The organism is Thalassobacillus devorans, from assembly GCF_900176565.1.
GTDB classification, from domain to species: domain Bacteria; phylum Bacillota; class Bacilli; order Bacillales; family Halobacillaceae; genus Thalassobacillus; species Thalassobacillus devorans_A.
In genome coordinates this window covers 667,707-691,371 of sequence record NZ_FXEH01000006.1, presented here as the reverse complement: position 1 = coordinate 691,371, position 23,665 = coordinate 667,707, and the positions used below count along the sequence as shown (strand labels likewise).

General features: G+C 44.2%; 24 protein-coding genes, 1 pseudogene and 2 riboswitches. Of the genes and pseudogenes, 7 read left to right on the top strand and 18 right to left on the bottom strand.

The window, feature by feature from the left end:
- Window positions 1-29: 29 nt before the first annotated feature.
- Both B9Y67_RS14380 and B9Y67_RS14375 read right to left on the bottom strand, forming a co-directional pair.
- Window positions 30-770, bottom strand: coding sequence for an ABC transporter permease (locus B9Y67_RS14380; RefSeq protein ID WP_085507663.1), 741 nt, complete (start codon window positions 768-770; stop codon window positions 30-32).
- Entirely contained in the window at window positions 767-1,678 is a 912-nt protein-coding gene (locus B9Y67_RS14375; protein ID WP_085507660.1) for an ABC transporter ATP-binding protein, read from the bottom strand. Before B9Y67_RS14375 ends, B9Y67_RS14380 begins: the two co-directional genes overlap by 4 nt.
- A gap of 235 nt (window positions 1,679-1,913) precedes the next feature.
- Window positions 1,914-2,015, top strand: a riboswitch (purine riboswitch).
- Between the two features lie 241 nt (window positions 2,016-2,256).
- On the opposite strand from B9Y67_RS14375, the gene B9Y67_RS14370 reads away from it, so the two are divergent.
- From B9Y67_RS14370 to B9Y67_RS14360, 3 genes are all read left to right on the top strand, one after another.
- Entirely contained in the window at window positions 2,257-2,841 is a 585-nt protein-coding gene (locus B9Y67_RS14370; RefSeq protein ID WP_085507657.1) for a xanthine phosphoribosyltransferase, read from the top strand.
- Window positions 2,838-4,127 carry a nucleobase:cation symporter-2 family protein gene (locus tag B9Y67_RS14365; RefSeq protein WP_085507655.1) on the top strand — a complete coding sequence of 430 codons (1,290 nt, stop codon included), beginning with the start codon at window positions 2,838-2,840 and terminating at the stop codon, window positions 4,125-4,127. The genes B9Y67_RS14370 and B9Y67_RS14365 overlap by 4 nt, the downstream gene beginning before the upstream one ends.
- 176 nt (window positions 4,128-4,303) lie before the next feature.
- Window positions 4,304-5,866 carry an IS1182 family transposase gene (locus B9Y67_RS14360; RefSeq protein WP_085505220.1) on the top strand — a complete coding sequence of 521 codons (1,563 nt, stop codon included), beginning with the start codon at window positions 4,304-4,306 and terminating at the stop codon, window positions 5,864-5,866.
- A 405-nt stretch (window positions 5,867-6,271) separates the two neighbouring features.
- Here the strand turns inward: B9Y67_RS14360 and B9Y67_RS14355 are convergent, their stop codons facing one another.
- The 5 genes from B9Y67_RS14355 to B9Y67_RS14335 all read right to left on the bottom strand — a co-directional run bounded on the left by B9Y67_RS14355 (window position 6,272) and on the right by B9Y67_RS14335 (window position 11,606).
- Window positions 6,272-7,123: a VOC family protein gene (locus B9Y67_RS14355; protein WP_085507652.1), complete on the bottom strand. Its 852-nt coding sequence runs from the start codon at window positions 7,121-7,123 to the stop codon at window positions 6,272-6,274.
- Window positions 7,124-7,490: 367 nt separating this feature from the next.
- Window positions 7,491-8,576 (bottom strand): GerAB/ArcD/ProY family transporter, encoded by a 1,086-nt coding sequence (locus tag B9Y67_RS14350; protein ID WP_085507650.1) that lies wholly within the window; start codon window positions 8,574-8,576, stop codon window positions 7,491-7,493.
- 19 nt (window positions 8,577-8,595) lie between these two features.
- The gene (locus B9Y67_RS14345; RefSeq protein WP_085507647.1) at window positions 8,596-8,817 is read right to left on the bottom strand and encodes a hypothetical protein; all 222 of its coding nucleotides are present in this window, start codon (window positions 8,815-8,817) and stop codon (window positions 8,596-8,598) included.
- Window positions 8,814-10,022: a Ger(x)C family spore germination protein gene (locus B9Y67_RS14340; protein ID WP_085507645.1), complete on the bottom strand. Its 1,209-nt coding sequence runs from the start codon at window positions 10,020-10,022 to the stop codon at window positions 8,814-8,816. Before B9Y67_RS14340 ends, B9Y67_RS14345 begins: the two co-directional genes overlap by 4 nt.
- 24 nt (window positions 10,023-10,046) lie before the next feature.
- Window positions 10,047-11,606, bottom strand: coding sequence for a spore germination protein (locus B9Y67_RS14335; RefSeq protein ID WP_139823814.1), 1,560 nt, complete (start codon window positions 11,604-11,606; stop codon window positions 10,047-10,049).
- 287 nt (window positions 11,607-11,893) lie between these two features.
- Here B9Y67_RS14335 and B9Y67_RS14330 point away from each other — a divergent pair.
- Window positions 11,894-12,762, top strand: a pseudogene (locus B9Y67_RS14330) (DMT family transporter).
- A gap of 80 nt (window positions 12,763-12,842) precedes the next feature.
- Here B9Y67_RS14330 and B9Y67_RS14325 read toward each other — a convergent pair.
- The 3 genes from B9Y67_RS14325 to B9Y67_RS14315 form a co-directional block, all read right to left on the bottom strand.
- The gene (locus B9Y67_RS14325; protein WP_085507639.1) at window positions 12,843-13,565 is read right to left on the bottom strand and encodes a DsbA family oxidoreductase; all 723 of its coding nucleotides are present in this window, start codon (window positions 13,563-13,565) and stop codon (window positions 12,843-12,845) included.
- A gap of 33 nt (window positions 13,566-13,598) precedes the next feature.
- Window positions 13,599-14,231 (bottom strand): FMN-dependent NADH-azoreductase, encoded by a 633-nt coding sequence (locus tag B9Y67_RS14320; protein WP_085507637.1) that lies wholly within the window; start codon window positions 14,229-14,231, stop codon window positions 13,599-13,601.
- 174 nt (window positions 14,232-14,405) lie between these two features.
- Window positions 14,406-15,245 (bottom strand): pirin family protein, encoded by an 840-nt coding sequence (locus B9Y67_RS14315; protein WP_085507635.1) that lies wholly within the window; start codon window positions 15,243-15,245, stop codon window positions 14,406-14,408.
- Window positions 15,246-15,445: 200 nt separating this feature from the next.
- Between B9Y67_RS14315 and B9Y67_RS14310 the strand changes: the two genes are divergently transcribed.
- On the top strand, window positions 15,446-15,766 hold the full coding sequence (locus B9Y67_RS14310) for an ArsR/SmtB family transcription factor (protein WP_085507633.1): 321 nt from the start codon (window positions 15,446-15,448) through the stop codon (window positions 15,764-15,766).
- A gap of 48 nt (window positions 15,767-15,814) precedes the next feature.
- A complete protein-coding gene (locus B9Y67_RS14305; protein ID WP_085507631.1) occupies window positions 15,815-16,213 on the top strand; it encodes an ArsI/CadI family heavy metal resistance metalloenzyme in 399 nt (132 codons plus the stop codon).
- A gap of 333 nt (window positions 16,214-16,546) precedes the next feature.
- Here B9Y67_RS14305 and B9Y67_RS14300 read toward each other — a convergent pair whose 3' ends face one another.
- The 3 genes from B9Y67_RS14300 to B9Y67_RS14290 form a co-directional block, all read right to left on the bottom strand.
- On the bottom strand, window positions 16,547-16,744 hold the full coding sequence (locus B9Y67_RS14300; protein WP_014641831.1) for a cold-shock protein: 198 nt from the start codon (window positions 16,742-16,744) through the stop codon (window positions 16,547-16,549).
- A 179-nt stretch (window positions 16,745-16,923) separates the two neighbouring features.
- Window positions 16,924-17,250, bottom strand: coding sequence for a YnfA family protein (locus tag B9Y67_RS14295; RefSeq protein ID WP_085507629.1), 327 nt, complete (start codon window positions 17,248-17,250; stop codon window positions 16,924-16,926).
- Window positions 17,251-17,279: 29 nt separating this feature from the next.
- Complete coding sequence (locus tag B9Y67_RS14290) at window positions 17,280-17,459, bottom strand: hypothetical protein (RefSeq protein ID WP_085507627.1); 180 nt, start codon at window positions 17,457-17,459, stop codon at window positions 17,280-17,282.
- Between the two features lie 274 nt (window positions 17,460-17,733).
- Here B9Y67_RS14290 and B9Y67_RS14285 point away from each other — a divergent pair, with 274 nt between their 5' ends.
- Window positions 17,734-17,982: a GlsB/YeaQ/YmgE family stress response membrane protein gene (locus B9Y67_RS14285; RefSeq protein ID WP_085507625.1), complete on the top strand. Its 249-nt coding sequence runs from the start codon at window positions 17,734-17,736 to the stop codon at window positions 17,980-17,982.
- A gap of 54 nt (window positions 17,983-18,036) precedes the next feature.
- Here B9Y67_RS14285 and B9Y67_RS14280 read toward each other — a convergent pair whose 3' ends face one another.
- The 5 genes from B9Y67_RS14280 to B9Y67_RS14260 all read right to left on the bottom strand — a co-directional run bounded on the left by B9Y67_RS14280 (window position 18,037) and on the right by B9Y67_RS14260 (window position 23,433).
- Window positions 18,037-18,873, bottom strand: coding sequence for a 5'-methylthioadenosine/S-adenosylhomocysteine nucleosidase (locus B9Y67_RS14280; RefSeq protein ID WP_139823862.1), 837 nt, complete (start codon window positions 18,871-18,873; stop codon window positions 18,037-18,039).
- Window positions 18,874-19,108: 235 nt separating this feature from the next.
- A riboswitch (purine riboswitch) is annotated at window positions 19,109-19,212 on the bottom strand.
- Between the two features lie 32 nt (window positions 19,213-19,244).
- Complete coding sequence (locus tag B9Y67_RS14275; RefSeq protein WP_085507621.1) at window positions 19,245-21,857, bottom strand: YfhO family protein; 2,613 nt, start codon at window positions 21,855-21,857, stop codon at window positions 19,245-19,247.
- Window positions 21,858-21,913: 56 nt separating this feature from the next.
- Window positions 21,914-22,906: a glycosyltransferase family 2 protein gene (locus B9Y67_RS14270; protein WP_085507619.1), complete on the bottom strand. Its 993-nt coding sequence runs from the start codon at window positions 22,904-22,906 to the stop codon at window positions 21,914-21,916.
- A 106-nt stretch (window positions 22,907-23,012) separates the two neighbouring features.
- Window positions 23,013-23,231, bottom strand: coding sequence for a hypothetical protein (locus tag B9Y67_RS14265; RefSeq protein ID WP_085507617.1), 219 nt, complete (start codon window positions 23,229-23,231; stop codon window positions 23,013-23,015).
- A gap of 10 nt (window positions 23,232-23,241) precedes the next feature.
- Entirely contained in the window at window positions 23,242-23,433 is a 192-nt protein-coding gene (locus tag B9Y67_RS14260; protein ID WP_085507615.1) for a hypothetical protein, read from the bottom strand.
- Window positions 23,434-23,665 lie beyond the last annotated feature (232 nt).

Below are 23,665 nucleotides of genomic sequence, written 5' to 3'. Positions count from 1 at the left end.
AGCTCTCTTGTTTTGTGTGAAGAGGTGGGTTATTTTCCACTCCAGCGGAAAAACCGTGTTGCCAAGATAATCGATACAGCGGCAATACCGAGTAAGATCCCAACTTCCAGTCCGTAAGCTGAAATCGGCGCCTCACTCCACGTCCCCCTCAGCATGATGATCACATAATAAAGCGGCAAAATTTTCGCGACATACTGCAGCACGGTCGGCATGATCTCCAGCGGGAACGTCGCTCCCGATAAGAACAACATAAGATTCAAGAATAACGAGCTGATGGCAGCCGCCGACTGGGTGTTTTTTGCAAGTGACGTCAAAAATAAAGCGAACGGGAAAAAGGCGGCAATGCTGACAAGTAACGCGATCAGCGTACTTCCGATGTACGCCGGCAGCGTCAAATCATACATCCACATGCCGAATACCATCAGCAGCAATGCTGAGATAAAGAAAATCACGGTCCCCTGCAGGGTATGGGCGGCAAGTATTTTCCAGGACTGCAGCGGCGTCGACTGATAGCGCCTTAATACACCGGTTTCCCGATAGCCAGTCAGCACCGTCCCGAGCGTAAAAAACGAAGTCGTAACAATATTCACGCCAATCCATGACGGGACAAACATCTGCGCGAACGATAGCCCGTTCATTTCATTGCCAACAAACATGGAGCCAAACAGCCAGATCATCGCAACTGGAAACAAAAACGTCCAAAATACACTGAGCCGGTCCCTGAAAAACATTTTCGTTTCAATGCTTGCAAGCCTCATAATAGATGTCATCCCGTTTGCTCCTTTTCCAAATAATGAACGAATAAGTCATCAAGGGACCCTTTTTCAAACTTGAAGTTGTGAAGCGGGATTCCTTTCTCGTGACAATAGGAGAAAATGTGGTAACCGGTTATCTGCTGGTCCTCGCTGAAAACCTTGAAAACTTCCCCCTCCTGCTCCACCCGCACCACTCCAGGAATGGTAATCAGGTAGTCATACTCCAGCCCGCTGCTTTCAAAAGCCAGGTAATGGGCTTTCATTTCATTCAGCAATTCCGGTGGTGTGTTCAATGCTTTCAGCTGCCCGCTGTAAATCATGGCAACACGGTCACAGAGCTTTTCGGCCTCTTCCATATAGTGGGTCGTAATGACAATGGTACACCCCTGCTCTCTCATCAGCCGGATCATCGACCACATTTCCCTTCTGGCATGGGGATCAAGACCCATGCTCGGTTCATCGAGGAAAAGGATTTCCGGTTTGTGCAACGTAGCAAGCGCCAGTGTCACCCGCTGCTTCCATCCCCCTGATAAATCTTCAAACGCGACATTCAACTTTTCCCTTAATCCAAGTATCTCGATTAAATGTTCTTTTTGTGTCGCCTGCTTGTAAAAGGATGAAAATAGATCAAGTGCTTCCTTTACTTTCATTTTTTTCTGAATCGAGGTAGCCTGGAACTGTACGCCGATATGATGGTTCAATTTCCTCAACTGCCTGCTTGGATCGAGCCCCAGCACATCAATCGTTCCTTTATCCGGTTTCAGAATACCTTCCAGCATTTCGAGCGTGGTGGTTTTACCAGCCCCGTTCGGACCGATAATTCCAAATATCTCTCCTTTCCCGACAGAAAATGACAGATCATTCACTGCCTGCACACTGCCGAAACTTTTCGATAATCCCTTTACATCAATGACATGCTCCATGTCTCCCCTTCTTTCTGTTAAATGCTATCCTCTCCTATGTAGATGCTTGATAAGTTACTATTATTATTCCAAAGCCTCCCCTGTTCCACAAGCTATATTTTCAAAATATTTCCGTATATTGGCACACGCATTCGTCTCTAATATTTTTGATAAAAAACTTTGACATCTGTCAGTATTTCATGTAGATTATCTATTATACGAACGATAAACACCAGAATACCGTTATCATTCGCTTTTTCACAACTACATACCTTTTCATATAATCGCAGGGATAGGGCCTGCAAGTTTCTACCGGTTTACCGTAAATGAACCGACTATGAAAAGCAGCATGACAATAGAGCGGGGATGTATGTCCGCCCTCTATTCTATTCGTCAATGGCAATAATAAGCCAAAGCTCGCTTTCCTCATAGTGGTGGAAAGCGAGCTTTTTTTATTGGCTAGCTTCAGCGCCCAGACACTCGCGACATAAGCAACCCGTCTTGCGGAAGGAAAGGACGCCTTCCTCCAGTCGTTTTGCTTATGCGTGTTGTGTCTTTCAGGGCGCTTGCGCTTTTCTTAATTCAGAAAGGGGATTTCCATGAAAGCATTAGAACAGAAGATTGTAACTGAAGGAAACGTACTATCGGATTCTGTCATCAAAGTCGATTCTTTTTTGAACCATCAAATTGATCCGTTATTGATGAAGCAGATCGGGCAGGAGTTCGCGGACAGATTTTCAGATACCAAGATAACGAAGGTATTAACGTTGGAGTCATCAGGCATCGCACCAGCAACGATGACAGGGCTCATCTTAGGTGTCCCGGTTGTATTTGCTAAAAAACGAAAGCCTATAACACTAGCAGAGCACTTTTCAACAGAAGTCTATTCCTTCACCAAAAAAGAAATGAATAACATTACCATCGCCAAAGAATTTCTTAAACCGGATGATAACATCCTACTCATCGATGACTTTTTGGCTAACGGCCAGGCCGTTTCCGGAATGGTAGACATCATCAAACAAGCGGGTGCAAGTCTCGCAGGCGTCGGCATTGTGATCGAAAAAGGGTTCCAGCATGGCGGCAAAATATTGCGCCAGGAAGGAATACGGGTAGAATCCCTCGCCATCATTTCATCTATGAAAAACAAGCAAATCACGTTTGATAAGGAGCGTGCATTAACATGAAAACTTTCACCTTAGGACTCCAGCATCTGCTCGCCATGTACACAGGGGCCGTTTTAATCCCCTTAATCGTCGGCGGTGCACTTGGACTCACTTCTGAACAATTGACCTATCTCGTCGCCATCGATCTTTTGATGTGCGGGGTGGCCACCATTCTCCAGATCGTCAATAATCGCTTCTTCGGTATCGGACTGCCCGTTGTTCTCGGCTGTACGTTTACGGCGGTTGCTCCGATGATTGCGATTGGCGGGCAGTATGGAATATCCGCTATTTATGGCGCGATTCTCGCTTCCGGCTTATTTGTCGTAGTCATCAGTGGTTTCTTTGGTAAACTGGTACGGTTTTTCCCGCCGGTTGTCACCGGAACGGTCGTCACGATTATCGGTATCACCTTGATTCCTGTCGCAATCACGAATATGGGCGGCGGTGAAGGCGCCAGTGATTTCGGCTCGATGACGAATATTTCCTTAGCGTTCGGTACACTTCTTTTCATCATCCTAACATATCGTTTTACCCACGGGTTCATCCGGGCGATTGCTATTTTACTTGGCATCGTCGCTGGTACGGCGGCAGCTGCTCTTGTTGGAAAAGTCGACGTTTCTGCAGTCGGAGAAGCTTCTTATTTCCATATGGTAGAGCCGTTTTACTTCGGAATGCCAACGTTCGAATGGTCAGCGATCCTGACGATGATCTTAGTGGCTATGGTATCGATGGTGGAATCGACCGGCGTTTATTTTGCCCTTAGCGACCTGACGGGGAAAAAAATAAAAGAAGCGGACCTCTCCAGAGGCTACCGCGCGGAAGGACTGGCCATCTTTCTTGGCGGAATCTTCAACGCTTTTCCTTACACCGCTTTCTCTCAGAATGTCGGTCTCGTCCATATGACTGGGGTCAAATCGCGGAAAGTGATTCTGGTTACGGGGTTACTCCTGATTGCCTTAGGATTTATCCCGAAAATTGCTGCCCTGACGACAACCATTCCGGCTGCAGTCCTTGGAGGTGCGATGGTAGCGATGTTCGGGATGGTCATCTCGCAGGGGATCAAGATGTTGAGCAGCGTCATCGCCGACTCACCTGAAAATTCCATGATCGTCGCTTGCTCCGTTGGCATGGGACTTGGCGTGACTGTTGTTCCTGAGCTGTTCGCCCAGCTGCCGTCCGGTGTACAAATTCTGACAAGTAACGGAATCGTTGCCGGCAGTGTCACCGCGATAGTTTTGAATATCGTGTTCAATATGACGCCTCGCAACGTAAAGGTAACCATGTTAAAAGAAAGGAAAGCCTCCTGATATAATTAACGTAAACAAGAGGCTGGGACAAAACCCAGTAAATTAAACGGAAAGTGGTCGGCATCAACATGATGCCGACCACTTTTTTATGGTTTTCTTTTATTTTCAATAAAGAAAATAAGGACAACCTCTGATAAAATTAAAGTTACCACACAACAACCATCGGAGGTGTCCTTATGTTTAAACAGTATAACATGAACCAAGTAATCTTGCCTATGGATGTGGAAATGAAACTTCAAGATAATGATATCGCCTATGCCGTGCATGAGTTGGTGGAAAGTATTCCGGATGAAGCCTTTTCAGCATTCCTGCGTGACACGGGATGCCCGGCGTATCACCCACGCATGATGATGAAGGTCATTTTATGCGCCTACACCCAATCCGTGTTCTCTGGAAGAAAAATCGAAGGGCTACTCAAGGATAGTGTGCGTATGATGTGGCTGGCTCAAGGTTATGAGCCCAGCTATCGAACCATTAATCGGTTCCGTGTCCACCCCGCCGTCAAAGATCTTCTTCGCCAGAGCTTTGTCCAGTTTCGTTCCCGACTGGTTCAAGAAGATATCATTGATGCGGAAGCTATTTTTATTGATGGAACCAAGATAGAAGCAAACGCCAACAAGTTTACGTTCGTCTGGCGTAAGGCCGTCGAAAACTACAGCGACAAGCTAATAGAAAAGTCCAACCAAATGTATGATGAATTAGTGGAAAAGGAAATCATCCCTGAAATAGAAAGGGAAAATCCGGAGGAATTATCGGTCGACGAACTTTCTGATATAGCCGAAACATTAGATGAAAAAGTCGAAGACTTGAACCGGAAAATTGAAGAAAGCGAAGACACAAGTGAACGAAAACAAATTCGTTCCGAACGCAAAGAACCGAATCAGGCCAGGAAACAGTTCAGAGACTTTGCGGCGCGCAAGCAAAAATATGCGAACGACATGGAAATCTTCGGGAAAAGGAATAGTTATTCGAAGACAGACCACGATGCGACATTTATGCGGATGAAAGATGATTATATGAAGAATGGGCAATTGAAAGCCGGCTATAATATCCAAGTTGCGACGGAAGGTCAATACGCCCTCGCTTATGATATTTTTCCGAACCCCACGGATATGCGTACCTTCGGTCCTTTCCTTGATCGGATCGAACAGGATTACTTTGAACTTCCGAACTACATCGTCGCCGATGGGGGCTATGGGAGTGAAGAAAATTATGAAGATGTCCTGGAAAACCGGGAGCGTGAGCCTCTGATTACATACAACTCTTATCGTAAAGAGAAGACGAAGAGCTTTCAAAAAAATGCCTTCCACTCCGCGAATTGGTCATACAATGAAGAAGAAGATTCCTATACGTGTCCTAACGGAAAACAAGTGACGTTCCGTTACCGATCCCAGAAAACCGATCGAAACGGTTATACTCGGGAGTTCAAAGTGTACGAGAGCGAAGATTGTACGGGATGTCCGCTCCGTTCCCAGTGCACGAAGGCAAAAGAAGGGAACAATCGAAAAATCTATTATAATGAAAAGTGGGAGCAACAAAAAAATACGGTGAGAGAGAAGCTTTCGGATGAGAAAACCGGCGAACTCTACGGCAGACGCAAAGTAGATGTAGAGCCAGTTTTTGGATTTCTGAAGGCTAATTTGCGTTTCACTCGCATGTCCGTTAGGGGCAGCGATAACGTTGAAAATGAATTAGGTTTTGCCTTTTTGGCCGTGAACTTGAGAAAGTACACGGCCTGAAACGGAAACCGTCTAACCAATTATGAGATTGACTCAGTAAAAAAGGTTCCGGTCATCAAAATTCGATAATCGGAACCCTTTTTTTACTATTTTCGGCTAGTTATGTCCCAGACTCTTGTTTTGATGAGCCATTCCGTATAAACTGCTGGATTTCTTTTTCTGGCTTTTAATCACCCTTATTAAGACCGTTCCGACCGGATTATCATCTCGCACGGTTCTTATCCTGCCTATAAAGACCATAAGTTGGGTGTTCATGTATCATGACAGTCATTACCTATAATCTAAAGATTGTTAGAACTCTATTCTCTAAATGTGCTGGTCATTAAAAGTGATTGGGGAGTAGAGAACTAAGCTTTCCAACTCACCTTAACTTATTTTTCATCATGATATCGATAAGTTTTCCTATTAAACAGCGAGATGAATACGGTTTCCAGATGGATCTTTCGTAGTAACCACACCATTCTCCTCTGTGACAGTGGCACCATTACGCTCAAGACTAGCTATCACATTTTTTCTATACTCCTTATCAGGCAGCAGGATGGTAAATGATTCAAGACCAACGCTATTTGCTGGGGATTCAGGAACTCCTACTCCCTGCCAAGTATTTAAGCCAATATGATGATGATAGTTGCCTACTGAGATGAACAGGGCCTGATCGCCAAATCGGTTGACTACTTCAAAACCCAGTCCTTTTGTATAAAATTCCTCTGCTTCATGTAAGTGAGAAACATGTAAGTGGATATGCCCCATCACCGTACCGGGAGGCAGTCCTTCCCATGCTTTTTCTGGATTCCCGTCCTTCAGCAGGTCTGCAAAATTTAATGGATCCACTGTCATGGCAACTTCCCCATTCCTCCATTTCCACACGGAAGGCTCACGGTCCACATAAATTTCGATCCCATTCCCATCCGGGTCATTTAAATAGAGCGCTTCACTGACCAGGTGGTCCGAAGATCCTATTCGAATCCCTTTTGCAATAAAATGATGGACGATGTTAGCCAGATCGGAACGGTTTGGAACAAGGATGGCAAAATGGTATAGTCCGGCAGTCCTTCCCTGCTTAGGTATGACGTTATCCGGCTGCTCTATGGACAGGATACATGTTTTCCCATCAGCAGTTAACTTTGCTTTGTTATTCGTTTGCTCCAGAATTTTAAACCCTATCACTTCTTGATAATATTCCAGGGAACGGTCTAAGTTTTGCACTTTAATGTTGACGTGGTTTACAAATGTAATTGGTTTACGATGAAATGACAACGAAATTCCTCCTTGTATCTCTCTTTCGATTTTATCCCATCAGTTGGAGATGAATACCATGCTTATCCGGCTTATTTATAGCCAGACGTGTACAGCTCTACTTCTTCTTATACCCTAGTGGGGAAAGAATATAAGAAATCCAAATATCTCAAATTCGAGATATCATATTAAAAATTTTTATCACTATAAATGCCAAGTGAGAGCTTTCCATAGATTACATGTTTGTACCTGACACAGTATTCCTATCTGCTGAGAAGGGATTATTGTTCTCTACTATATAATACCATTTAGACTATCTTTAATCCAAGATTTTCTAATTACTACTATAAGTGGTGCTTATTAATTATTTCTTTTTACATCAATTTCCCTAATGGTGCTTCTTTCTAAGGATAGCAATTACCAATAACAGCAGAGGAATTATCGTTTGGACGACAAGAGAAAACGAGGGAAAAATCGTTCCGCTATAATGAGCGGATTCCATTTCACTTGATATCCCCCATATACTGACTAATACGGTCAGGAACCCCAAGGGAAATACTAGTGGTTTATAGTCAGACAAATTAAGCCATTGAGCGGTACCTATAACCAAGGCAAAATGGACAACTGCCAGCTTAACGAACGTACCTGCCACCCAAATAGCCATCACTAAAGATTCCAGATGCTGGATAAATTCGGCTATACTGATATATCGTACGGCATCCAGTAACGGATAGTTGAACCTCTCTGTCAGTTCTCCCCCGAACAGAAATAGCAAGGATAAGTTAGTGGCCAGGAACCCCAGAAGCACAGCGCCCAAAGAAATCATACTCCATTTTCCAGCTTTCTGAATATCTTTGACATAAGGCAAGAGAAAAGCAATCAAAAAGAACTCCGCAAACCAGCTTTGGGGAGTGTAGGCACCTTTAATAGACGGCATGAGACCATCAGAAAGAATTGGAAATATATTTTTAGGGTTCAAATCAGCAACCAGCAGGAAACATAAAATGGTCAAAATAATGACATAGAAGGGGACAATCATTTCCGCTGAACGGCCGACAACCTCTATCCCTCCTCTGACAGCAAATGAACTGACAAGCATGATAGTAGAGAGAATGACAAATAGCGGCGTTTCTTTAAAAAAAGCTCCTGTCACAAAATCTGCGTAAATACGTGTGCCCCCGGCATTCATCAGAAGATAGAAATATAAATAGATGAACCCGAGAAGTTTTCCCGGTACCTTGCCGATAATGGATACGCTGTATTCGATAATCGTATGGCCAGGATACAATTGATGAAGCTTAAGAGCGATAAATATAACGAGAACTCCCATTAAACTTGCCAATATGGGAGACAGCCACATATCTTGCGCGGCATAATTAGCAGTGATTGATGGTATGATCACAATACCAGTGGCTATCACTACAGGATACATCATGAATGCCATTTGGGATGCAGAGATTTTACCTGTTTCCATACGATTATCCCCCCTTCGTTTACAAAAAATTCTCCACCGGTCTGAACAGAAAAGTAATTAAATCAATTGGTCCTGGTACATCGGGGAAAAATATCAGCATGACGGCTACCAGCCATACTCCGGCAATAAGGAATATAAACACCCTTTTTTCTTTTACCTGGTTCTGATTCATTTTAGGCCATTCGTAAAAGAAGAGGAGCAGGACAACTAAACTGACACCGAAAAGTGATAGCCAATTCATTCTTCTTTCATCTCCTCTTCAGGAATGCCTTGGGGCTGTGTTGACATACCTAACCTTCGAATATAAGCCTTACTTACTACCTCAATTTCAACTTCTGCGAACTTTTCCTCCCACCTGTCTTTCACCTGTTCCCATTCATCCGGATATTTCTGTTCAAATGATTTAGCAAACCCTAACACGTCAGCTTTCATCTCTTTTTGTACTGTTGAAAGGGTTTCTTCAATCCGCTCGTCAATTTTTGCAGCTAATTGTTCTTCTAACTCGGCAATTATTTTAGGATCCGTCAGTACTAAGTCTGTCTGATTTTCTTCAATATCATCTTCTGTTGTAATCGCGAGGGTCATTTTCCATTTTCCATCCTTTATTTCTGGATGTAATTGGGTATTGGAACGAAGCAATTTAAAAGACATATACCCATCTGCATTTTCCGGTGTGAAGGAAACGGTAGCTAAATGCACTTCATTTCGTATCCACAATAACCCTCTGGTCAACCGATCATCGAGATAACCTTCCATTTTATCTTCCTTAAAAACGGCAGTTCCGTTAATATTCAGTCCGCCTTTTTTCTCTTTTACATTTTCATATTCGTATTCTAACCCGGGAAGTGCTACCGCTCTTGCTCCTCCCGATATACTTTCCAACAAATCCTTTAAGGTTACGCGCAGGCCTATTTGAAAGCGGGCTAATTCCCTCGCGAATTGGGAAGAGCTTTGCTCAAGGTAAGGGATAACCTCCAAAAGCGCAGAGGCCCTTTCCTCGCTTACGAATACAAAAGAACGAAGTCTTGGTTCCGGATGATGAGCGAAGAATTCTACATATTCCCGGATCCCACCTTCTGCAAGTTCCTTTCCAAATACTATTACTGTATTATGGCCCCAGAAAATTCGCCGTGGAACTTTTTGTTGTAAAATCGAAGCAGCTTCGGAAATTGTTGTACCTGTGGCTTGTTTGGTAAGGGTGGGTTTCTCCCCCTGTCCCCCGGAGCCTGATCCCTGTTGCTGTCCGCCTCCCATCTGATTTGGGATAGCCAGCTGAACAGTCAATTCAATTTGATCATCCTCTGTTTTGTCAATACCGGCAGCAAGCACAATGGCCAAATCATTAATTTCCACACGATCCCAGCAGCCTGAAAGCACCAACAGACTTCCCCACGTGAATACAATTAGTAAAAGTTTTTTGGATAAATGAAGATAACCCTGAGCCATACCTTTTCCTACTCCTCTTAATGATTAGTCTCCTCCATGTTTCGGACCGGGTTTTTGGCCTGGTGCTTGTCGATATTTGTTGTATTTTCCTGTCAGATGCGGGCGTGTGTTAAGTTTCCACCACGGCGCTCGTACCAGGATATCTTTCGTTTCACTTCCCATGAGTGGTGCCATTGGGCTAAGGAAAGGCACGCCGAAAGATCGAATAGTAGCTAAATGGATGATTATGGTGATCAGTCCAAGCATAATTCCGAGTAGTCCAAGGGTGCCAGCAAGGAGAATCATCGGAAACCGAAGCATGCGGATTGCTGAAGCTCCGGAGTATCGAGGGATGGTAAAAGAAGCAATCCCTGTTAAAGCCACAACAATAACCATTGGCGCAGAAACAATCCCAGCCATGACGGCCGCTTCCCCGATGACAAGCGCCCCTACAATACTTACAGCAGAACCTACTTGTTTCGGAAGTCTTAACCCTGCTTCCCTCAATGCTTCGAATGTGATTTCCATCAATAATGCCTCAATCAACGCAGGAAAAGGAATAGCTTCCCTAGATGCTGCCATCCCTATCATCAGACTGGTTGGCACCATTTCTGCATGAAAGGTGATCACGGCTACATAGATAGATGGCAGTAACAACGAAATCAACAGGAATACGTAACGGAGCCAGCGAATCAACGTACTGATGATAAAGCGATTATAATAATCCTCTGATGCTTGAAGAAAAGAATAAATGGTAACCGGAGCTATTAATACGAAAGGCGAACCGTCTACTAAAATAACGAAACGGCCCTCCAGCAAATGGGAAGTTGCGACATCCGGACGTTCTGTCGATAATAATTGGGGAAATGGAGAATAAGGATAGTCTTCGATCAACTCTTCAATAATTCCACTGTCCAGCACACCATCGATATCAATTCGCTTCAACCTGTTTTCGGCTTCTTTAATCAAATTTTCATCAGCGATTCCATCCATGTATGCCAAAATCACTGGTGTCGCAGAATATTTTCCAATCTCTATTTCTTTCATTTTTAATTTTGGGCTCTTAATTTTTCTTCTAAGCATGGTTCGGTTGACTTCCAGTGTTTCTACAAAACCTTCCCTGGGACCACGAACAACAGCTTCGGCAGGTGGTTCTTCAATAGCTCTTTTCTCAAACTTCGTAAGATTTAGAGCGAATCCGGAACTCCAGCCCTCCAACAAAATAATTGGACAACCGGAGGATATCTTTTTTACACAATCCGATAGTTTTGTAAGCTCTTTAACCCCTGAAACCGATATTTTTTTCTCCAGTAATTCTTTTACGCCGCTGTATTCAGCTGTAAACTCCTCCATCAACGGCGATAGTACAGAATCATCCAATTCTTGTATATCAACTAATCCATCTAAATAAAACAGAACGGCTTTTTGTTTGCCCGCTATGTAGAAATGGCGAAAGATTAAATCAGATGCTTCTGAATACACAGCCCGAATATGATTTTCATTTTTATCAAAATCATCATATAGAGCACCTTTATTCTTTTCTATTCGTGTGGCAGGATTAGACTCTTTTCTTGAACTTACCAGTTTGCGCCGTCGCTTAACCATACCCGTCAGCTCCATTTTATCTATAAAACACTTTTTAATTAGCTTGCTTTTATAGCGTAAATTTATACAGTATAGTGAACTTCACTGTTTTACCTCTATCTCCTAAAAGTAAAGTTCCATGCGAGTTGATATAGGTTTAAGAATGAGAAATTAAAGGAAATACCGTCTACACGGTCATTTAAAATATGTTATTAAGGATCGAAAAAAGATTTGTTTGGTCCTTCATTTACATTAAGACCACATCAGTAGAGACAATTGGTACATCACACATGTTGAGGAGGAGCACAATGAAGTATGCAGGTGTAGGATTAGTGATGCTAGCCGCTATATGCTGGGGCATTAGTGGCGGAATTGCAGATATTTTAATGACCAAGGGCTGGGACCCAATGGTAATTTCGTTTTACCGGGGTGCCGTTGGATTTATATGTTTCTTGGCGTGGTTTCTCATTCGTTTTAAAAAGAACTGGACTTTCTCTCCTCGTCTATACTTGTGGTCATTATTAGCGGGCGTTGGTGTTGCTGGAAATTTCACTTTTTATTTTCTTGGCATCCAGGCCTCGAGCATTGCTGTAGCGGCTACCTTGATGTACACCGCACCTGTGTTTGTCCTGTTAATCTCCTTTTTATTTCATATCGAACGTTCGACCTGGTTTAAATGGGCGTGCATTTTCGGTGTACTTATGGGGATCGTGCTGCTTACAGGTGCTTACAATACGGAATCCATTTCCGTCAGTTTAGCAGGGGCGGCAGCAGGGCTTGCTGCAGGTCTTTCCTATGCTTTGTTTATATTCGGTTTTAAAAACGCTTCTGCTATCGGAAAGCCACAGACCACCTTAACCATCGCCTTTTTTTCTTTCTGTCTCATCCTTTTATTCTTTACAGGAAGTGGGGAAGCAACTAAGGTATTGACCTCTAGCGACCTGGGATGGTTCATTCTCTTAGGACTTGTAGGGCTGGAATATCGTTTATATTCTATGTGATCGGGGTTCGAAAGACTGCCCCGACTACGGCTTCGATGGTCGCAATGGTAGAGCCGGTGACAGCGTCCATATTTGGAGTTTTGCTTCTCGGAGATCATTTGGGACTCATTCAATTTCTTGGAATGGCGCTTATTTTGGTTACAGTAACTATACTAAGCGTCAAGCAGGCTGGCTGATCATCTACTGGTCATGAAATAGATTCTATATATAAAAACGCCCGATTACGAGAATAGATTCTCTGATCGGGCGTTTTTGATTAGTTATTGTCATCCTTTACTTCACAGCCGTCATCCGTACAAGACGCATCAGCGGATGGCTGGATTTGCTGCAAGGAAGGCGTCTCGTTTTCTTCCTGCCACACTTTTTCCAGGGTTTCCTGGAACAGTTCCGGTGGCTGGGCGCCAGAAATCGCATATTTACGATTGAATACAAAGAATGGTACTCCCTGAACTCCGATTTGCTGGGCTTCACGCTGGTCATTTCGGACATCCTCCAAAAAGTCATCGCTTACCAGTACATCTTCTGCTTCTTCGCCATCGAGACCGATTTCCTCAGCCAGTTCAATCAGTGTGTCCGGCCGTCCGAGGAAACGGGATTCTGTGAAGTAGGCACGCATCAGACGTTCCGTGAACGCCAGTCCTTTTCCCTGCATTTCAGCATATTTGAACAATCGGTGAGCCTCCAGCGTATTGGTCTGTTTCACCTCGTCAAAATTATACTCCAAACCAACGGTCTTTGCGGTCTCCACCATCTGATCATTCATCGCTTTCGCCTGCTCAACCGTGGTACCCATTTTCCTGGCAAGCACCTCGTAAACAGAAACATTCTCATCACTCTGGATGTGAGGTTGCAATTCATAACTTTTGAAGATGACTTCCACGTCATCCTTGTGAGCAAACTGTTCCAGTGCCTGCTCGAGCCGACGTTTCCCGATATAGCAAAACGGGCAGACAAAGTCAGACCATACTTCAATTTTCATTTCTGGCACCACACTTTTCCGTATATTTCAGCCTTACGCGTGTTGGTAGGCTAAGTTACGAGCTGCTTCTTTTACTTTTGTCATACCTTCATCAATGATTGCTTCTGCTTTATCAGGCATCGCATTGTGGCCTTCGATGATTACTTCATCCACGATGTCCATGCCATACAATCCGCCAAATACATTGCGCATGAAGTTGACGGACATTTCCATTGGGGCCATTTCTTCAGAAGAATAAACACCGCCGCGCGCATTCAACAGGATAACTTTCTTGCCAGGCATAAGCGGCTTAATGCCTTCTTCGGTATATTTGAATGTGAAGCCAGCTTCAGAAACGTAGTCGATGAATGTGTGCAATTTCGCTGGAATCGTAAAGTTCCATAGCGGGAATGCCAACACGATGACATCGGCTGCTTCTAAGGCATCTTTTGCTTTTTGCTTGGCGTCAAGCAGACGCTGTTCTACGTCATTCAAACGCTCGCCAGCTTCCATTTTTGTCAACGCATTGAAAAGGTCCTGCCCAAAATAAGGCATATCTTCTGCGAATACATCATACGTCGTGATGTTCAGATCGCTGTTGTCTTTAACCTCTTCCATGAATGTTTCATACATTTTTGTTGTAATACCGTCAGGACGGTTATTACCTTTTACTACTAGTACGTTCATCTCTATATTCCTCCCATGATTAACTTAGGTGTGCTCAACGATTATAGATTGTACTACCGAAGGAGGAATTTCTCAACTGTTTCGACTTCGAGACTTTTAAAACAAGGATAAACAGGAAAAAAGTCTCATGATGCAAACCGCACGGTTATAGGGTTCCTGAAAAAAACCAGATCCTTACGAACGGTTGAATTTACCAGCCTGATAGTCGCGATAAGCCTGGAAAATTTCTTCTTCCGTATTCATAACGAACGGCCCTCTCGCCACCACTGGCTCCCCGATCGGTTCTCCGGCAACGAGAATAGCTCGAAGTTTTTCATTCGCCTGGATGGCCACTTCACTGTCTGAATCCTGTGAAGTGCGTCCGAGCCAGAGCACCTGGTTCTTTTTCCCTTCGGTTCCCTCACTTCCAAATGTCCCGCTTCCTTCTATAATATAGATAAAGCCATTGAAGCTTCCCGGCAGCTCCTGCGTTATTTTCGCACCGGCCTCCATATTTAATTCGACGTAGGTGAGCGGGACATGGTTGTCCGTATCTGCCTGCACATCACCGGAAGAACCGGAGTAAACACGAACTTTTGCGCCATCTTCCCTTCGAACCGGCACCGTCTCCGCCTTCAAATCCTGATAGCGCGGAGTCGCTGATTTTTTACTGCTCGGCAGGTTCAGCCACAATTGCAGGCTATGGACCGTTTCACCTGGGGGTGGATCCTCCGAATGGACGATGCCGCTCCCTGCCGTCATAAGCTGCGCATCACCTGGCTCTAACACCCCGGAGCCCCCATGGTTGTCCTCATGCTTCAATTTTCCCTCGATTACATAGGTGATCGTCTCCATGCCACGGTGCGGGTGATCCGGAAACGTCCCCTGCTGGAACCAGTCTTCCGCCATTAACAAAAATGGGTCGAATTGTTCCCAGTTGCCAGGCGGCAGCACTTGTCCGACTTGCTTGTGCGGGCCGCTTCCTTCCTGGTACTCCACCGTCCATACGCGCTCAATTCCTCGTTGATTCGCCATTGATTCAGCACCTCCTGATTGGTCTGCTTCCATTATATTACTATAGCTTTCGTAAAATAAAACGAAAGGAATTCGACATAGTAGTTTTTTCCTGAATATAGCCTTTCATCAAAAAAATTTGATTTAATAGTTGTCATTTTGCTTTCCTTTGCATATACTTTTATTAAATCAAAAAAAATTGATGTAAAGGAGGAGCTGATGTGTTCAAAGAAATCCCGCTCACAGACGTATCATTAGAAAAGACCTTTCAAACATACGAAAAGAAGTTCAAAGCAATCGCCGATCACAAACGACTGCATATCCTGCATGAAATAACCGACCGAGGCGAAGCATGTGTCTGCGATTTGTCTGAGAAATTGAACCTGCCCCAGTCTAAATTATCCTACCACCTGAAAATCCTGCTGGATGCCCAGCTGATCACCAAAGATACCAGAGGAACCTGGAGCTACTACACCTTGAATCACAAAGAAATGAATCACCTGCTGTCAGAAGAATTGTGCTGCTTATTCCGTAGAGAGTAATTTTTTTCAGCTATTCATCAAAAAAAATTGATTTATGGAGGTTTTCACATGAACATACATGTCGGCTTGAATGTAGTAAATTTAGAAAGATCGATTGAGTTTTACACAAAAGTTTTCGGAGAAAGACCAGTGAAAGTCAAGAATGATTATGCCAAATTTATGCCAGAACATCTGCAATTGAACTTTACACTGAACGCAATACCGGAAGTATCCGGCAATCAGGTTGGCCACTTCGGCATCCAGGTAGAAAAGCAGGAAGACATCGATTTCCATAAAGACAGACTGACAAAAAGCGGTTTTTTCACAAGAGACGAAACGAATACTACCTGCTGCTATGCCCTGCAGGATAAGTTTTGGATAACGGATCCGGACGGCAATGAATGGGAGTTTTTCCATACCAAACAAGATGTAGAAAACAATAAAAAAGAGCAGTTCTGCTGCCAATAGGAGGTAAATGATGTATAACTTATATTCCGTGAGTCAACGAGTAGAAGAGAAAAAACGCAAGTTAGACCATATCAACCGTCATGCATGGAAATCTGCGTCCCTTCCTAAAAAAAGATGGAAACTCCCATCTATCAGCTTTTCGAAAAAGCAATCGGCTCCAGTGTGCTGTGCTCCCTGTTGTTAAACGAATGATAAAAAAACGGAAGCTCCCAGGCGGAGGCTTCCGTTTTTTATAAATATATGGCGTTCGTTCGACGGTCAATATATCGCCCGTTCTAATTGCACAAAAAAAGAGACTTCCGAATGGGAAGTCTCTTTTATAACGCTTCACGTTTATCGTTGCACGTTAGCTGCTTGTGGTCCACGGTTGCCTTCGACGATTTCGAAAGAAACTGTTTCGTTTTCTTCTAGTGTTTTGAAACCTTCACCTTGAATAGCAGAGAAATGAACGAATACATCGTCTTGACCTTCTACTTCAATAAATCCGAAACCTTTTTCTGCGTTGAACCATTTTACGTTACCTTGTAACATGTTGTTACCTCCTGCGTGGATGTAAATCCACAATGTATTACTATTATTGCTCTAGAAATTCAAGGGTAAGTCACAAAAACTTATCTTTCATTCTTTAAACGAACAAGAATAATTAATCCCTACTATACGCTGATTATTACTCTCCGTCAAGGGGAAGTTAAAAATAATTAATGCGCTTATCAATTACGCGGACCGAATAACATGACAGACACACCAATCAGACAAATTCCGGCACCAATCCAGTCGTATAAATCGGGTGTTTTTTTATCGATTCCCCAGCCCCATAAAACAGACAGCACGATAAAGACACCTCCGTAAGCCGCATACACTCTACCGAACGAAGGAAAGGTTTGAAAGGTAGCAATCACCCCGTACATCGCAAGCGCAAATCCTCCTCCTAATCCCCAATAAAACGGCTTCCCTTCTCTGAGCCATAACCAAATCAAATACCCGCCGCCGATCTCCGCGAGCCCCGCAAACAGGAATAATAGAAACGCATGTAACAAACTATCACTTCCCGTCAGTTTATGAGTCGTTATCCTTTATGTAACTTTTTCAGTTCATAGATAGAGGCAATCAAACCAATGAAACCGCCTACCGCAAGGATCACTGGAATAAACGCTATCGTATTCTCGGAAAACATGCGGTAAATTCCCCAGAAAAAAATCAGCAGATTACCGATCAACCCGATCCTTACCCTCAATTCTCTTCGCATTTCCCTTCCCTCCTGGTAGCTTCCTTTTCCAACGAATGCTTCTTTCTCAATTTATCATATTTGCTTCCCTCGTTGTACATCACACCCCTTCCCCTCCTATAACATTTCAAAATAAAGTCTTCGATTTTTTGGTCTTGTTGTGGAATAAGCCTATGATGAAAGTCAACAACGATGGTTAACAAAGCCAAAAAAAGTTAGGTTTTAAAAGAAGCCAAGCAGGTTATATTTCATATACGACACGATATAAAAGATTTAGTTGAAGGAGGAAAAGATTATGGGATTTATTCTATATTTAATTGTTGGTGGTCTAGTCGGCTGGTTAGCAGGTGTTATCCTCGGCCGTGATGTACCATTCGGAATTGTAGGTAATATTATTGCAGGTATCATTGGTGCCTGGATTGGTGGTGCCCTGTTAGGATCATGGGGACCAAGCCTCGCTGGAATGGCAATAATCCCTGCCTTGATTGGTGCGTTGATTTTCGTATTTATCATCAGTGTCATCATGAAAGGCCGCAAACGATAATTCACTTTTTAAATAAAAATGCCTGGCTATCGCTTTGATAGCCAGGCATTTTTATTACTTCTGATCAGAAATGTACTGTTTCACTACTTCATACACATATTCCTGATTCGCTTCCGCTGTATTCGGATCGTATTCCCCGTCGTTGGTTTTATTATTAGAAAGGATGCGGATCCCGAGATAAGGAACGTCGTAGCCCTTCGCTATTTGGGCGGCCGCTGCACCTTCCATTTCTTCTACAGAGGTGCCGTAATTTTCGTGAAACCAGTTGATCCGGTCGACTTCGTTGTTCCAGACATCCGCAGAGCCGATTGTCCCTTCCACAACTTTTCCTTCCTCATGCACCTCTTTCACTGCTTTAGCGGCTGCCAGAAGATCTTCGTCCGCTTCATAATAGCGGATATTCTCCGCATCCGGATCTTCTCCGGCACTTCCTTCTGAAGCCATCAGATCCATCGGAATCCATTCTTTCGGCTTGATGCCTTCGCCTTCTTCCCGATCCCCTGTCTTCATGGAGCCGATGTTGGTTGTACGCTCGCCCAACACAATATCATAGACATTCAAATTCGGATCATGCCCTCCGGATGTACCCTGGTTGATGATTGCAGCCGGGTTGTATTTTTCAATAGCCACTGCGGTAGCTGCTGCTGTGTTTTCCATTCCCTTCCCTGTTTTTGCCACAATAACAGGGTAGTCATCGACGGTTCCGATATAGAATTCAAACGTTCCGGATTTTTCAATTTCTACATCTTCAAGCCGTTCGGCGAAGTTTTCTGCTTCAATCGGCATCGGCCCTTCAATTAAAATTGGCCGCTGCTGTTTGTTTTCTTCTGGAGCATCTGTTGAGGATGAAGCACTGCATGCCCCAAGGACTGTCAGTACCATTACGGCCATGACTGCTAGTAAAATAACGACTTTTCTCTGTGCTGTTTTCAAGCTGATTCCTCCTTGTGGTGTCGTATGCACGATTAGGAAAACTTGGCTGATCCCCAAGTTCATATAGTGAAAGCCTTTAATCGTTTAACATAGTTAAACTTTCTTAAAGGATAAAAAGGCCTGGAAGGTGGGTTACCTTTCAGGCCTACGAAGGAAAAATATGTATAGTTCGGCAAATGGGCTGGAAGCCGAACATTCATAAATTTCACCTCGTAGTCCAGTTCTTTCAATGGGAACCTGGTAGAAACGCTCCGACCATATTACCGAGCATATACGAGTTATTGATTTATAACGTTACTGTGCCACTATAACAAATCGCAGATAGGCTTTCAATGGTAAATGCGAACATAATTAATTAAATGATGTTTATTGTTCGCTTTTCTCCCGACTAATAGGAGAGCAAGCAGGATACTTACAAAAGTGACTGCCATAGAAGCTTTAAAGAAAGGAGGAAAATACATTAATTGAATCTGATTGTTTCCTGATTCAATCGGAAATCCCAGGAACGCATAATTGACCTTTTCCATCTTCTGTTCCTCTCCATTCACCTTCACCTGCCATCCTCGTTCGTAAGGAATAGGCAGCACCATCCATTTGTCTCCACCGTGATTGTCATATTGAATCGCCAGGTTATTGCCCTCCCATTTCACCTGTGCTCCATCATCCGTATGGCGTTTTGCTTTGTCTAGAACCGTGTAGTCTTCTTCATATAATGCAAACTCCTTCAACAAATACTCACCTTCGGGAACACGTATCGAAATCTTTTCCGCTTTCGGAACTCGGATGACCAGGTCATCGATGTAGGTTTTGTAAATCGACTGGTTATGTTTACGTGTCGTCCGGTAACCATTGACCTTCACCGCAAACCCTTGCCGCTCGGCGAGACTTTCGAGATGAAAACGGACGTAATAATCACCAGCCTCCCCATCAAAGTCCTCGACAATCATATCTATGCCACCTTCTTTATCCTTCACCTTCAAATACCCATGTTCATATTCTGCTCCAGCCGTTTTCATGATCGTATTGTCAATAAGATTTGGCGCTTCTGTTGGTTTTTCAGAAAAGCTGCCGTCCTCGACAACCACCCCTTCCAGCATCGCGTGCTCTTTTTCCAGGACATTGGCTTCTCTCAGCGCCTCTTTAGAAAATACGGTATCTGTCGTACGTACAAACGGCAGCAGGTTGGTATTCTCGTACATCACATAATTTTCTGTAGCGGCCACCTTTTCGAAACCATAGGGAACTTTTGCCGTGTCTTCTTTTTTACGCATCATGTATTTGCCCTGCAACAGGCTGTACAGATTGGCCCGGGAACCGAGCGTCGAGTAACGGCTGACACTCTCCCGCCCCATATCCACTTGCAGATCATACAAATAGAAAAACAACAGCTCCTTGTTCAATATGCTGGAATAAACACTCATACCGTTGAAATCCTGAACGATCGGCGTATTGTTCCAATACCCGACCCGCCAGTCAATCCGGTAAAGCGGGTCGCTATCCCGCTCCTTGATTTCCGTCAGCAATTCCAGCTGTTCTTTCCCGTTATATTTTTCGCTATGTAAAAACTCCTGCGATACACTTCGCACACCGGTCATTTCCGAGATGACGTACTGGATGGCATTCGAAAAAACGAGCAGAAAAACAAGGCTTGCCCCGTATAACATGTAAAAGCAGCTGCGTTTACCTATCCACACGACACATGCAGTCATCAACACGATGACTACCATGAAAATTAGGACAGTGAGACCAGGCAGCGAGAAGAAAGAAAGATGCTGATCGATCACCAGCACGCTCAAGTACAGGCTGATTACGAGCAGACTTGCAATCATTATGCTTGTTTTACTGACCTCCCCCAAGTACTGCAGTCCCACAGCCACACCCCCTCCAACCGTAAATGACAGCAGGTATTCCCAGCGGTACTGGGGAGCCGAAAAGCCATTGAATGCGCTGGCCGCAAGCGGACTGAAATGAAGGAGCACGAACAGAACGCTTAACGAGGCAAATAATCGGAAATGTGGCCTCTTATACAAGGGAATAAGGCAGAGCAACAAGAGAAAAATAGCCGGCAGAACAATGATCCGGCTTGTAAACAGGATATTATCGGAAAAATCTACGATATCAATCGGAAACCGGTAACCAGGGCGGTAATTGTTCAGAAAACTGTAGACCGCCGGTACAAAAGAAACCGCACTGATGCCTGCACCAATCAATCCCGCCGTCATAAACAGCCAGACTCTTTTAAACAAGGATACTTCCTGCTCATCCAGCCGGTGGAATAACCGGAACAGAAAGTATACGCCAATGAAAATCAGATTGATATAGGCAAAATAGAAGTTATCAAACATCGTTACGGCGACAGCAAAAATAAACCATCCCGCCCGGCCTTCACGGATGATTTTTTCAACCCCAAGGACAAGCAATGGCAGCCATAACATGGCATCAGCAAAGAACTCCCAGTACGTCGCATGCCGGAAATAGATCACCGATAACCCATACACAGCGGACCCCAGGAATGCAGGCAGCCACGGAACTTTCATATAACGGAAAATAAGCGTGGTAAGGGCAAGAATAGCAGTCAGCCGGAGGATGCTGATGAACACGGCCGCCTTGGCCCAATAAACGATATCTACCGCACTCACTACTCCAAGCCATTCCAGTAAAAAAGTTACCCCGGCGCTGAGCAGGAAAACAATCGACGTCGAAAAATAAAACGACAACTGACTATAGGTACCCCCGCCGAGGCCAAATCCGTAGTTATAGAAGAAATCACCGCTGGTGTATTGGTTGTATAAAAGTTTTTTGAATGTCACCATTTGCTGCAAGCCGTCATTGTGCCCGACCATGTAACGGCCTTCCGTCCATGCCTGCAGAAAAAAACCATGAGCTAAGACAGCAAGTACGAGACTCGCCGCCACTAACAGCATAAGCTTTTTATTTACCATGACATCCCCGCCTGCATTTTAGATATTTTACTGTTTTATCAGTGTATCTGACCGCATTACCGATCCCCACTGCGATGAATTTGGTAAACTCCCGTTTGGTCCGCTTCCCTGTCTGGCCCGCGACGGATATTGGCTTCCTCGACCAGATAATGCGGCCGCTGCTTCGTTTCGTAGTATATCCTTCCGATATATTCTCCGATGACACCAAGGCTGACGAGCTGGATGCCGCCAAGCAGCAGCACCGCAGAAATCGTCGTGAAATAACCCTGCTCCACGATCCCGTTATTCAGTATAAGGACCAGATGGACGATTATATATAGAGCAGAAATCATCAGCACAAAAATACCGGTATAAAAGCAGAGCCGGAGTGGCCGGTTGTTAAACGATATCGCACCATCAATGCCATAATTCATCAATTTAGACAGCTTCCACTTCGACTGGCCATTCTCCCGGCAGACGTTATCATAGTGGATGACCTTTTGACTTAAACCGATCCAGGAAAACAGCCCCTTCGAGAAGCGGCTTCCCTCATTCAGCTTCAACAGCCCATCCACCGCTTTCCTGCTCAGCAGCCGGAAATCCCCGACTCCATCCTCAAGCTCGACATCCACAAACTTGTTGATGACACAATAGTAAAGCGAGGAAAGACACGATCGCAGCCAGCCTTCCCCCTTCCGATTCCGTTTTCCGATCACCTGGTGATAGCCTTCCTCATACCCGTCGAGGAACGGTCGAATCAACGAACACGGGTGCTGCAGGTCTGCATCCATCACAATTACCGCTTCTCCGTTCGCATGTTGAAACCCGGCAAGTAGCGCTACCTCTTTTCCAAAATTACGCGTAAACGATATATACTTCACGCGAGAGTGCTCCTTCGCGAGCCTCTTAATCCGGGAGAGCGTATCGTCCGAACTGCCATCATTCACATACAGGATTTCGTAATCATAACGAAGCGCTTCAAACTCTTTGTCCACCGCTTTATAAATAAGGTCGATATTATCGGATTCATTATAGGAAGGAATAATAATCGAAATCAGTCCAGCTGTCATCATTGCACCTACTTTAACGTCTATCTGCTACCAATAGCTTCAGCAGAAATCCGCTTTCTTATACAAGGATGCGCCCAGTAGAAAAACCACCCCAGCCGGAGTGGCTTTACTTATCCATCTTACATTCAAAAGAATAGGAACTCGTTAAACTATTATGTATTTCTAACAGGACTTCCCCACCGCGTTCGTAACACTGGGCTGTAAATTCACCAATCTCTTTTGAATGAAAATAGCTGGATGTGATGATAAAAAAACTGAAAAGCAGTAAAAATGTGACGGATATTATGGTGACACCCAGCAAAAACTTAGACTTCTTATTAATCATCTTCCCCCCCTTAGTTAGTAGGCCCGCGTTGTTCACGATTCCATTTTATAGCAGATAGTAAGGCGAGAATTTGACAGATAAGCCCAAACAACCACCCGATTAGTGGAGAATAGGGGATATAATCTTTCATTCCCATGCCACCGGCTATGCAGGCAGCACCAAGCAATGAAAAAACCACCGCCTGCCTTTGAAATTTATTCATTATCCCCCTCCATCCCCTGTGTATTGTAAAATATATACACTTATCCTAACATACCTTCATATCCTTTATGCGGTTACAGTCAGAAATTTGCTTAAGTCAGAACATGGTTGAGTTAGGGAAGAAGTTACCGGTGTACCATAAAAATTTAAAGCAGAAGTTTGGAAAAATGATATCATGGGTTAAAATCTCATTACATAGCTATTACTTCACTGGATAAAAGCAATTTCCTCTG

Coding starts and splice junctions, on each gene's coding strand:
- B9Y67_RS14300 (WP_014641831.1), bottom strand. CDS start 16,744: ATGTTACAAGGTAACGTAAAATGGTTCAACGCAGAAAAAGGTTTCGGA.
- B9Y67_RS14325 (WP_085507639.1), bottom strand. CDS start 13,565: ATGAAAATTGAAGTATGGTCTGACTTTGTCTGCCCGTTTTGCTATATC.
- B9Y67_RS14260 (WP_085507615.1), bottom strand. CDS start 23,433: ATGAATAAATTTCAAAGGCAGGCGGTGGTTTTTTCATTGCTTGGTGCT.
- B9Y67_RS14345 (WP_085507647.1), bottom strand. CDS start 8,817: ATGAATTGGCTATCACTTTTCGGTGTCAGTTTAGTTGTCCTGCTCCTC.
- B9Y67_RS14275 (WP_085507621.1), bottom strand. CDS start 21,857: ATGGTAAATAAAAAGCTTATGCTGTTAGTGGCGGCGAGTCTCGTACTT.
- B9Y67_RS14290 (WP_085507627.1), bottom strand. CDS start 17,459: ATGCGAAGAGAATTGAGGGTAAGGATCGGGTTGATCGGTAATCTGCTG.
- B9Y67_RS14270 (WP_085507619.1), bottom strand. CDS start 22,906: ATGACAGCTGGACTGATTTCGATTATTATTCCTTCCTATAATGAATCC.
- B9Y67_RS14305 (WP_085507631.1), top strand. CDS start 15,815: ATGAACATACATGTCGGCTTGAATGTAGTAAATTTAGAAAGATCGATT.
- B9Y67_RS14350 (WP_085507650.1), bottom strand. CDS start 8,576: ATGGAAACAGGTAAAATCTCTGCATCCCAAATGGCATTCATGATGTAT.
- B9Y67_RS14320 (WP_085507637.1), bottom strand. CDS start 14,231: ATGAACGTACTAGTAGTAAAAGGTAATAACCGTCCTGACGGTATTACA.
- B9Y67_RS14265 (WP_085507617.1), bottom strand. CDS start 23,231: ATGATTAATAAGAAGTCTAAGTTTTTGCTGGGTGTCACCATAATATCC.
- B9Y67_RS14375 (WP_085507660.1), bottom strand. CDS start 1,678: ATGGAGCATGTCATTGATGTAAAGGGATTATCGAAAAGTTTCGGCAGT.
- B9Y67_RS14380 (WP_085507663.1), bottom strand. CDS start 770: ATGACATCTATTATGAGGCTTGCAAGCATTGAAACGAAAATGTTTTTC.
- B9Y67_RS14335 (WP_139823814.1), bottom strand. CDS start 11,606: ATGGTTAAGCGACGGCGCAAACTGGTAAGTTCAAGAAAAGAGTCTAAT.
- B9Y67_RS14280 (WP_139823862.1), bottom strand. CDS start 18,873: ATGGCCGTAATGGTACTGACAGTCCTTGGGGCATGCAGTGCTTCATCC.
- B9Y67_RS14285 (WP_085507625.1), top strand. CDS start 17,734: ATGGGATTTATTCTATATTTAATTGTTGGTGGTCTAGTCGGCTGGTTA.
- B9Y67_RS14340 (WP_085507645.1), bottom strand. CDS start 10,022: ATGGCTCAGGGTTATCTTCATTTATCCAAAAAACTTTTACTAATTGTA.
- B9Y67_RS14365 (WP_085507655.1), top strand. CDS start 2,838: ATGAAAACTTTCACCTTAGGACTCCAGCATCTGCTCGCCATGTACACA.
- B9Y67_RS14360 (WP_085505220.1), top strand. CDS start 4,304: ATGTTTAAACAGTATAACATGAACCAAGTAATCTTGCCTATGGATGTG.
- B9Y67_RS14370 (WP_085507657.1), top strand. CDS start 2,257: ATGAAAGCATTAGAACAGAAGATTGTAACTGAAGGAAACGTACTATCG.
- B9Y67_RS14315 (WP_085507635.1), bottom strand. CDS start 15,245: ATGGCGAATCAACGAGGAATTGAGCGCGTATGGACGGTGGAGTACCAG.